Source organism: Oscillatoria sp. HE19RPO (assembly GCF_024220515.1).
In the GTDB taxonomy this organism is placed as follows: domain Bacteria; phylum Cyanobacteriota; class Cyanobacteriia; order Cyanobacteriales; family Laspinemataceae; genus Laspinema.
In genome coordinates this window covers 1-11200 of sequence record NZ_JAMXOT010000393.1, presented here as the reverse complement: position 1 = coordinate 11200, position 11200 = coordinate 1, and the positions used below count along the sequence as shown (strand labels likewise).

General features: G+C 46.2%; 6 protein-coding genes. 5 read left to right on the top strand and 1 reads right to left on the bottom strand.

Features of this window, described 5'->3' with window-relative positions:
* The first annotated feature begins 385 nt into the window (after positions 1-385).
* The 4 genes from ffh to NG833_RS27525 all read left to right on the top strand — a co-directional run bounded on the left by ffh (position 386) and on the right by NG833_RS27525 (position 4136).
* Complete coding sequence (gene ffh / locus NG833_RS27540; RefSeq protein ID WP_254568463.1) at positions 386-1816, top strand: signal recognition particle protein; 1431 nt, start codon at positions 386-388, stop codon at positions 1814-1816.
* A gap of 466 nt (positions 1817-2282) precedes the next feature.
* Entirely contained in the window at positions 2283-2543 is a 261-nt protein-coding gene (gene rpsP / locus NG833_RS27535; protein ID WP_254568462.1) for a 30S ribosomal protein S16, read from the top strand.
* Positions 2524-2961 carry a KH domain-containing protein gene (locus NG833_RS27530; protein WP_254568461.1) on the top strand — a complete coding sequence of 146 codons (438 nt, stop codon included), beginning with the start codon at positions 2524-2526 and terminating at the stop codon, positions 2959-2961. Before rpsP ends, NG833_RS27530 begins: the two co-directional genes overlap by 20 nt.
* A 221-nt stretch (positions 2962-3182) precedes the next feature.
* On the top strand, positions 3183-4136 hold the full coding sequence (locus NG833_RS27525) for a PhoH family protein (RefSeq protein WP_254568460.1): 954 nt from the start codon (positions 3183-3185) through the stop codon (positions 4134-4136).
* A gap of 271 nt (positions 4137-4407) precedes the next feature.
* Here NG833_RS27525 and NG833_RS27520 read toward each other — a convergent pair whose 3' ends face one another.
* The gene (locus tag NG833_RS27520) at positions 4408-9747 is read right to left on the bottom strand and encodes an AAA family ATPase (RefSeq protein WP_254568459.1); all 5340 of its coding nucleotides are present in this window, start codon (positions 9745-9747) and stop codon (positions 4408-4410) included.
* Between the two features lie 492 nt (positions 9748-10239).
* On the opposite strand from NG833_RS27520, the gene NG833_RS27515 reads away from it, so the two are divergent.
* A complete protein-coding gene (locus tag NG833_RS27515) occupies positions 10240-10998 on the top strand; it encodes a DUF6816 family protein (RefSeq protein WP_254568458.1) in 759 nt (252 codons plus the stop codon).
* Positions 10999-11200: the final 202 nt, after the last annotated feature.

Genomic DNA, 11200 nt, shown 5'->3' with positions numbered 1-11200 from the left:
TTTCTTCGCAACTCTGGGGGATAACGACTGAAGTCGTTAATACAAACGGGGAAAATTTAGTCATTTCTTCTTAGTTTGTAGTAACGACTTCAGTCGTTTCTTTTCTTCGCAACTCTGGGGGATAACGACTGAAGTCGTTACTACAAACGGGACAATTTTGGTGATTTTCCTAGTGCGTAGTAACGACTTCAGTCGGCTCTTTCCCAACAATAAGAAACCCAATCATGGCTGAACCCTTGACCTCCGGGAGTTTTCCCCTCGTCAATCCAGGCTCGAAAGAAGACCGCAATATGTTAAACTAGGCGGGTCTGACCCTGGACCAATCCCTTGCAGGGACACAACTACAACTGATTTCCTAGTCACATTCGAGAGTAACCATAAATTCATGTTTGACGCGCTTGCTGAACGCTTAGAAGGAGCCTGGAAGAAACTTCGAGGGCAGGACAAAATTTCCGAATCCAACATTCAAGAAGCCCTGCGGGACGTTCGGCGCGCCCTTTTAGAAGCCGATGTCAACCTTCAGGTCGTCAAAGCATTTATTGCCGACGTTGAAGAGAAAGCGCTGGGTGCGGAAGTGGTTTCTGGGGTGCGACCGGACCAACAGTTCATCAAGATTGTTTACGATGAACTGGTGGAAGTCATGGGGGAAAGTAACGTTCCCCTGGCGCAAGCAGAGACTGCCCCAACGGTTGTGTTGATGGCCGGATTGCAAGGGACAGGTAAAACCACTGCAACGGCTAAACTGGCTTTACATTTGAGAAAGCAAAATCGCACGGCCCTGTTGGTGGCAACGGATATTTATCGACCTGCGGCGATCGACCAGTTGCTGACCCTGGGGAAACAGATTGATGTGCCGGTGTTTGAACTGGGGACCGATGTGGACCCGGTGGAAATTGCGCGGCAGGGGATTCAACACGCCGTGGCGATCGGGGTGGATACGGTAATTGTGGATACTGCCGGTCGTCTGCAAATTGATGCAGATATGATGGCGGAGTTGGCCCAAATTAAAGAGACGATCCAACCTCACGAAACCCTGTTAGTGGTGGATGCCATGACGGGTCAAGAGGCGGCGAATCTCACCCGGACCTTTAATGATGAAATTGGCATCACTGGGGCGATTCTGACCAAATTGGATGGGGATACTCGCGGGGGTGCGGCCCTCTCGGTGCGGCAATTGTCTGGACAACCGATTAAATTTGTGGGGGTCGGGGAAAAGGTAGAGGCCCTACAGCCTTTTTATCCCGATCGCATGGCATCTCGGATTCTCGGCATGGGTGACGTACTCACCTTGGTCGAACGGGCGGCAGAGCAAGTGGACCTTGCTGATGCCGAGAAGATGCAGCAAAAGATTTTGCAGGCGCAATTTGACTTTAACGACTTCCTCAAGCAGATGCGCTTAATGAAGAATATGGGGTCGTTGGGCGGATTGCTGAAAATGATTCCGGGGGTTGGGAAAATCTCCGATGACCAGTTGTCCAAGGGCGAGTCTCAGCTTAAAAGTGCTGAGGCGATGATTAATTCCATGACGGCCCAAGAACGGGTAAATCCTGATTTGTTAGCGGGTTCTCCCTCCCGGCGCAAACGGGTGGCCCGGGGTTCCGGTCATGATGATGCAGCAGTGACTAAGCTGGTGACGGATTTCTCCCGAATGCGAATGATGATGCAGCGCATGGGTCAAGGGGACTTGACGGGGATGCCGGGAATGGGAGGAATGTTCGGACCCGGAGGGGGACAACCGGGACGAGGCGGCTATCCTGGGGGTCCGGGCAAGAAGAAAAAGAAGGCCAAGAAGAAAAAGGGGTTTGGGGAGTTGTAATTCTTAATCCGTTACTCGTGGTAAAAACCCGCACCCTCAAGGGTGGGGCTATACGGACAAAGCCCGCCTGCGCGGGCTAACGAACCAAGCAACAACCGGCGGGGGATAAATCCCTCGCCATCGGTTACTCGGCTTAAAAACCTGCACCCTTTAGGGTGTTATACCAAATCCGGTTGTGAAAGACCTATTTTACTCTTGAGCCTGCGTAGGCAGGCTTTGTCTGTGTAACCCCACCCTTGAGGGTGTGGGTTTTTATAGACCTTTAACAACCGAATGGAGTATTAGGGCTGTTTCTAAAATTTTCCCGACGCCGTATTTGCTATTGTATCGATGCCCTGCAAGGTGCTATAATGAATGACTTTGCAGCGGAAATTTGTAGATGGAACGCTGTAGATGCTTACCCCCAGAACCAGGTAAGCTGTAATTTGATGGCCTAGAATGGTTACGAAAAAGAAGTAGGAGCAAGATGATCAAAATTCGATTGAAGAGATTCGGCAAGAAAAAAGAAGTCAGCTATCGGATTGTGGCGATGCAGAGCACGACTCGCCGGGATGGACGTCCTTTGGAAGAATTGGGATTCTACAATCCGAGAAATGATGAAACTCGTCTGAATGTCCCAGCGATCGTGAAGCGACTGCAACAGGGCGCTCAACCCACCGAGACGGTGCGTCACATTCTTGAGAAAGCTAATGTCTTTGAACAGGTCAATGCCACAACCCCTTCCTAATTCCATCAACGAACCACTGACTCCCCAAGAACCATCTGAGGGTGAGAAAGAAACGCCTAGACCGGATTATGGAGGGTTGGTACGTTTTCTGGTGGAACCGTTGTTAGAAACGCCGGAATCATTACGAGTGGATTGCGAGTTATTGGTGGGCGTACCTAAAGTCTGGATTCGCATGGCGTTTGAGGATCCAGAAAAAGGGCGCGTGTTTGGCCGTGGTGGACGCAATATGCACGCGGTGCGAACCATATTAGAAGCAGCGGCGAAGGATGCGGGGGAAGCGATTTATTTAGATATCTATGGGGGATGGCCGAGCGATCGCGCGTCGTCATCCGATGGACCTGGGTCTAAAACAACGACGAGTCCTGCGGTCAGAAATGGTCCGGTTCGTCCTGGACCAAAACTCGCCGATCGCTCCTAGGAGATGCGATCGCCTAGCATCTTTGGGGAAAATTGCCCCAAGTTTCTGGAGTCTGGAGTGGGGCGATCGCCGTCTTGTTCCAGCCCCGCTTCCTCAACACTCATCCCTTTTCCAACCAAAGATATTGCTGGAGTCCTCTCTCAAGACGCCTGTTTGCAGCCCAATTTGCAAAGAAGGCGTCTTTTTGCATTTTTTAATACTTTACCTGTAATGGATATGGCATGGAAGAAAAAACAACGATTGAACTCCCTTCTCAAGAAAGCGCCTTAGCCCTCAGTGGCGATCGCGAAGAAAACCTCAAAATCTTATCCAAACAAACTGGTGCTAGAGTCGTCCTGCGCGGACAAGATTTACTCATCCAAGGCACCCCCAACCAAATCGAACTCTGCACTCGCCTAGTGCGATCGCTCTCGGACCTCTGGATTCACGGCAAACCCATCACCAGCGTTGATATCCTCACCGCCCGTCAGGCCCTGGATACCCAACGCCAAGACGAACTCAGCGAAATGCGCCAAGACATCCTCGCCAAAAACCGCCGAGGAGAAGAAATTCGCGCCAAAACCTTTCGCCAGCGTTCTTATATCAAAGCCATCCGCAGCCATGATCTGACATTTTGCATTGGTCCAGCAGGCACCGGCAAAACCTTCCTCGCCACCATCCTCGCCGCCCAATCTCTCCTCGCCAATGACTACGAACGCCTGATTTTAACTCGCCCTGCCGTAGAAGCGGGGGAAAAACTCGGCTTCCTTCCCGGGGACTTGCAACAGAAAATTAATCCCTATTTGCGCCCCCTCTACGATGCCCTCTATGAAGTCATCGAACCCGAAAAAATTGCCAACCTCATGGAACGCGGCATCATTGAAGTCGCCCCCCTCGCCTATATGCGGGGACGCACCCTCAATCGGTCCTTTGTCATCCTTGATGAAGCGCAAAACACCACCCCCGCCCAAATGAAAATGGTTTTAACCCGCCTCGGGTTTAAATCCCGGATGGTGGTTACGGGAGACATTACCCAAACCGATTTACCCTTCCATCAGCAGTCTGGCTTAAATGTCGCCCAAAAAATCTTGCAAAATGTAGAAGGCATCGCCTTTTGCAACCTCTCTCAAGCCGATGTGGTCCGCAATCCCCTGGTTCAGCGGATTGTCGCCGCCTATGAAAGCCATGATAAATAGGGGAATCACCCTCTGTTTGAGGGTGTTAATTGGAGTATGGGCGATGCTGTAGCGGGTCCCTTGGCAGACCCTGTGCAAGTCTTTCCCTAGTGGCAGAGTAAACTTGCCGTCTGTGTAGCAGAGGGAGATTTAATTTATCCCGACTGGATCAAAAGAACTTGAGATGTAGTACCAAATCCGGTTGGTAAAAGTCGGTTTTCTGAATGACGCCGCGCAGGCGGGCTGAAGAGTAAGGAGAACTTTGGAAATCCGGATTTGGTATAACGCATCCTTAGTCGCGATCGGGTTGAGTGCAGCGCTGTTGATAAAATTGCGCCACTTTATCGGTAGGATTGCGGCGCAGGCACTCAGCAAATAATCGTTCAGCATCTCTCAGGTTTTGCCAATGGTAGAGTATCAAAGCTTCTTCAAATAGTGTTCTCGTGGCTAACTTGCCCTCATAAGTCTCAGGCGGATCGGCATCGAAAACTTCAAACATCGATACTGCTTTTGATTTTCCCTTAACTTTTACGCGATCGACAAGACGGATAGCATACTGGTTAGAATCTGGCAAAGACTGGAAAGTTAGGTGACTAATTAACAGCGAAATCCCATATTGTTTGGTCAAACTTTCTATCCGCGAGGCTAAATTCACTGCATCGCTAATCACCGTGCTATCCATCCGGTTTTTTCCTCCCACGGTACCCAGTATTAAAGACCCTGTATTGATGCCAATGCCAATCTTAATCGGCACGTATCCAGAAGCGGTGCGATGTTGATTATAGTCGGTCAGACGATGCAGCATATCAATTCCAGCTTTCACTGCATTATCTGCCTCCCCACTAAATAGAGCCATAATTGCATCGCCAATATATTTATCAATAAACCCTTGATTTTCAGTAATAGCTGTCTCCATATGGGACAAATAGGAATTAATAAATTGGAAGTTGTCTTGAGGACTCATACTTTCCGATAAAGTGGTGAAGTCGCGAATATCGGAAAAGAGTACCGACATTTCCTGTTGAACTTGGTCGCCTAATTTAACATCAAGAATGCTCTCTCTATTCAAAATTTGGAGGAACTGGGAGGGGACAAACCGCTCAAAAGCCTGGTTGAGTGCGGTGAGATTATTGTAGAACCGGGCATTTTCAATAGAAATTGCTGCCTGAGAGGAAAGCAGATTTAAGAGTTCTAAGCGCTCTGGAGTAAAAGCCTCTATGGTTAGATTATTTTCTAAATAGATAATTCCTGCCAGTTTACCTTGATGTTGGAGAGGGAAGCACAAAATTGATTTAGGCTGATGTAATTTGATATAGGGAGAATGAGCAAATTTAGGGTCATTAGCAGCATCACTCAAGACGACAGTTTCCCGCGTGCGAGCCACATAGTTAACAATTATATGAGAAATTAAAAGTTGATCCCCAGGTTCCCCGGCAGACTTAATGGGGATTGACTGCAACACAGTCACACCCTCTTCATCCACAGAACCCTCAGCTTCAATCAGCAATTTCCCCTTAGTTTCCAGAATTAGAAAGCCCTTTTGCGCTCCGGCATTCTCAATAATAATCCGCATCAATTTTGCCAGTAATTTATCGAGGACAATTTCTTCCGATAGGGTTTGCGAAGCTTTCATAACTGTGGTCAAATCCAGCTCAAAAGAATTGCTCCTGCCAGTTGTGGTAGGCATCGTAGATACCGTTATTTTATCGCTTCCCCGATTCGAGGACGTTCTTTGTAATAACTGAGGATAGCGCTTATCTAAATCGTTCATTTTAGCTGTTGCGCCCCAGCGTTGGTAGCCATAGTGAGCTTCAATCATGTAGATTTTAGCAATCTTCTCTTTACCTTTACCTAACCAAAACTTAGCGGCTAGTTCCGACGCTAGAGCTTCATTCTGCAAAAATTTATTTTCTCGGGCTGACTCGATCGCTTGGTCATACAAATCCTGCGCTTCCAGAGTATTTCCTGTAATTCGCGCCAACTCAGCTTCGATGAGCAGACGTTGATGAAGGTAGGTACTCGGACAATGTTTACTCCAGAGTTGGAATTTTTCAAGATTTGATTTAATCTTCTCCAGGTACAGTGCTTGTTTTTCAGCATCAGCCGAGTCATACCCCACTGATAAAGCTAGACATTGATGAAAATGGAAAGCAGGATTAATAAAAATTCCCGTCGCGCCTATCAAATATTTTTCGGCAGAGTTAGCATAGTCGATCGCCTTCTCATAATCTGAATACCAGTTGGCTAAAGACAATTTACAGGCTAATTCTATAAATACTGTAAATAAGTCATTTTTTTCAAGGCAAGACTTAATAATTTCCTTGGCATTCGGCCATAAGGATTCATCAAGAACAGTCCAGTCCTCAACGGGTTCAATCAAATTATAAATGGTCGCTTTAACCGCATAATAATATTGCACCATGTTGGGGTCAACCTTTTTTAAGCCCGGTATAATCTTATCAATTTTTCCTGATAATTCTTTTAACGAATCAGTCCCCCAAAAAGACATAAACAAAAAGTTAATCGCACAATATCCGGCCCATTGATAGGCCCCGTTTTCCACCCCGCTATAATAACCTCTCATTAAATGCTCTTTAGAGCGATCGAGATGTTCCGTATAATGGGAAACGAAGCCTCCCCACATATTCAAAATCAATGCTTCATAACGCTTCATTTGATACTTTTCATCGTTCAATTTCAAGGCTAAATTTCCAAATTTATAGGCGGTTTCAAAATCTTGCGCTACAAAGGCAAGGGTTAACGAATAATAGATATACCCAACTGAAGAGTGAGGACTGTTCCCATAGGCGAGGGATAGCTCAATCATTTCTATGCCTAGGATGAACAGCAATCTCGACCCTAAAAAGTAAGATGGAGGGACACATTCTCTGAGGAGTACCATAGCAGCAAGTTTTTCAGGGTCTTGCATTTCAGGAAGGTCTATAAAATCTTCAATTTTCCTGGCAGCGATCGTCTCATTAGCCTGATTCACTGCTGCCATCAGTTCATCTTCTTCAGGAAACGCTTTCAACTTGATTCCCAATAGATCGAGGGTCTCCACTCCCAGATTTAAAGAGGATTCCAAATCATTTTTCATTCGATATAAAGTCACTTTATATTCATTGACTTTACATCGATCCAACAAACTATTGATATGCTCAAGGGTTTCATCAAAAGTTGATAAAGCTTCGTCCCAACTAGCCATTAAATATTCTATTTCACCTTTTTCAAGGTGATATGAAAATGTCCGTTGATAGTCTTCCTCCCAGCTATTAGAGGGGGAAAGTTTGATCGCGTTTTTTATATAGATTAATGCGGGTTCATAGGCTGAAGAGAATTTAGCTTTTCTTCCAGCGATTAGATTCAAGTTGGCTAATTGTTCTCTTTCTCCTTTATCACCCAGCAATGATTCTCCTTGGTTTAGGTGATTGACTACATCAAAAATTCGTTCTTCTAAATCATGATTTTCAAAACTTTTTAACAGAAGGCGACCAATTTTTAAGTGGATTTCTTGTTTATCTTTTTCGTCAATCAGCGAGTAAGCTGCTTGCTGCACCCGGTCATGTAGGAATTTATAATCTTGAATTAACAGGTTTTCATCTAACTCGGACGTGGGCAAGATTAACCCGGACTGAACTGCTGTGGTTAGGTCTTTAAAAACTTCCGATGGGGATTTTTCACTGATGATAGAGAGGGTGTTTAAATCGAAATCAGCGCCTACACAAGCTGCTAAACGTAAAACTTGCTGTGTAACTAAAGGCAGCTTTTTTAACTTACCAATCATCAACTCCACCACATTATCGGTAATGCCCTGAGCTTTAATGTTTGAAATAGCCCACTGCCAGCCGGGACGTTCAAAATCAAAAGTTATCAGGTTTTCGGTATGTAGGGTTTTGAGAAACTCATAAACAAAGAAAGGATTCCCTCCCGTTTTATCCACTATCAACTCGGCCAAGGGTTTTACTGAAGAGGCATCACTGCGCAAAGTCTCGGCAATTAACTGGCTAATATGCTGGCTATTTAAGGGAGTTAAGGTAATAAAATTGACAGTTGCCCCACCATTCCTTAGCCCATCAAGAGTTATCATCAATGGATGAGTGGGGGTGACTTCGTTATCTCGATAGGCTCCAATGAGAAATAGGTATTGGGTATCTGCATCCGTCATCATCAGTTCGATTAACTTGAGAGTAGCGGAGTCTGCCCACTGCAAATCGTCTAGAAAGATGACTAAAGGATGCTCTTTTGCACAAAAAGCCCGAATAAAGTTTTGAAAAACCAGATTAAAGCGATTCTGGGACTCAGCGGGGCTTAATTCCGGCACGAGTGGTTGCTTGCCTATAATCAGTTCCACTTCTGGAATCACTTCAATAATCACTTGTCCATTGGAACCCAAAGCAGCCAGGAGTTTTTCTCGCCAAAGGTTGAGTTGTGCTTCGCTTTCAGTTAATAGTTGGCGCATCAATCCCTGAAAGGCACTGACAACAGATGAGTAGGGAATATTGCGCTGAAACTGGTCAAATTTTCCGGAGATGAAATAGCCGCGCTTTTGAGTGATGGGTTTATGAACTTCGGCAACCAACACTGATTTACCAATTCCGGAATAACCCGCCACTAGCATCATTTCAGTTGTGCTTTCACTCACTCGGTCAAATGCTGTTAGCAAAGTTTCAACTTCTGAGTCTCGTCCATAAAGCTTTTGGGGAATTTGAAACTTGTCAGAAATATCCTTAGAACCGAGAGGAAAATCTGCTATAGTCCCGTTAGCTTGTAACTGAAAGAGACATTCTTCTAAATCAGCTTTGAGTCCCCAGGCACTTTGATATCGTTCCTCTGCCATTTTCGCCATCAGCTTCATGACAATATCCGAAAGGGCTTGAGGACAAGATTCTCTCCCTTTTCCGCTCTCCCCTTCTCCTCCTCCTACAAGATGAGGGGGTATTGGCTGTTTGGCGATATGACAATGCACCAGTTCCAACGCATCGGTACTTTCAAAAGGTAACTGTCCTGTCAGTAGTTCGTAGAAGGTAAAGCCGAGAGAGTAAAAGTCAGTGCGGTAATCTAAAGAACGATTCATTCGTCCCGTTTGCTCCGGTGAAATATAGGCTAAAGTGCCTTCTAAAACATTGGGATTTTTCAGGGTAGGATTTTCGCGAGTTAATTGAGTGGAGATACCAAAGTCGATGATTTTGATAATTTCTGTTTCTGGGTTAAGAACGATGTTGGCCGGATTAATATCTTTATGGATAATATTGGCCGTGTGAATCGCTCCCAATACCTCTGCTGTTTTGATGGCTAACTTGAGGAATTTATCTAGAGATAAAATAGGCCCTGTATCTCCAGAGCGATTGAATAATTGTTTTAAGGATGATGCGCCAAAATCCTCTAAGATAATTACCAAACTTCTTTGATACGGTTCTAAGGCATAAGGTTTAACCACACCCTCTATATCCAGACTGCTGGTGATTTCATATTCCTGCTTATATCGGGTTAGCTCAGAGGGCGTGGGATAGTCTTGTTTCAGAATTTTGAGAATTACTGCTTGGTGGTCTTGTTCTCGAATCCCTCGATAGACAACCGAATTGGCACTTTCATAGATTTGGGCTAAAACTTGAATTCCAGGAAATTTAATCATGTTCGGGGTTTTTACGTTGGCGGTTACTAAATCTCACGGGCGATGGTCAACGATAATGAATTAAAACTGTTTTTTATAAACTCCACTCTTTGCTTGTCATTTTCCAAAAAATTAATTATTTTATCTATTTCTATAACTACGCTGTCATTAATTAGGAATTTTCAGCGATGGGGTTGAAAAAAGGGGAGCCAGCGTTCTAAGCTTAGATACCAGTCAAAAGCGAGAACGCCGGGAATAAAAACTTTCCCTCTATAATGCCTTGCACAATTGGTGGCGTCAATCGGTCCCCTGGACTCCGAAGCGTTCATCTGACGAGATCCCTGTAGATGGTGGTGGCCCTTGCTCCAACGGGGCGAAGTCAGTCTCACCCGCTGGTTGCCTTACCTATCCTGTCGCGGGGAGCAGGCACAGAGTAAACAACGGGACTTACAATGTAACGTATCGTCGCCGCCTATGAAAGCCATGATAAATAGGGGAATATCCCTATGCCTGATGCTAATCATCCTGCTGTGGAGTCCGGGAGATGCCTTAGCTGGACCCCTAGCGGACCGTTTGCAAGCCTTTCCCGATTGGCAGAGTAAACCGGCTGTTTCTGTGGCAGAGGGAGATTTGATTTATCCCGACTGGATCAAAGGGACTTGGAATGTGACGAGTACCCTAATTGAACAGATTGCCCCCCTTGCGCCGAGTCTGGTGACTCCGGGATTTGAGAAGAATCAAGCCTATTTGAATCAGCCGGTGCAATTTCAGGTGCGATTTGTGGAGGGGTCAACACTGTATCGGCAACGATCGCGCTTAATCCCGATTCCGGTTGCTCAGAATCAGGGGGTGGTTGCCGATCGCGCCTTTAATGGGTTAAAGATTGCCCAAGCCTATTTAGGTGATCAGGCGGTAGAATCGGTTAAGGTTGACCCAGAGGATCCGAACCGCCAGATTACGGTTTTGAAGGGCGATCGCCAACTGGTATCCCTGGTAACCGGCAGAGGCAGCGAAATTCCTGCACCGGATCAGTTTATTGCCACAGAAATTACCCAGCAGATTTTTCGCCGCCAACCGCAGATTTATCTCAATGAAGTGGAAACCACCACCCACTATCAACGGGTGAAGGATGCGCCGGAGAAAATTACCGCCAATCAAATCACGGCGATTTATTTATCACCCCAGGATCCGGATTACTTTGCTGCTGGAGGCAAGGCGATCGCGCTTTATCGCTATGAATTAGAATTATCCCCGGTTGCTACAGCGAACTGATAAGCATTGGTAAAAACCCGCACCCTGAAGGGTGGGGCTATACGGACGAAGCCCGCCTGCGCGGGCTAAGGGAACTCCAAAAAATAAAACCTTCAAAAAACCCGCAGGCTCAAGCCTGGGGCTACACGGACAAAGCGGTGCCTGCGCGGGCTAAAAGAGCCTTGTTAGGTGCGATCGCATCAAAGCAAGGATGATTTATTTG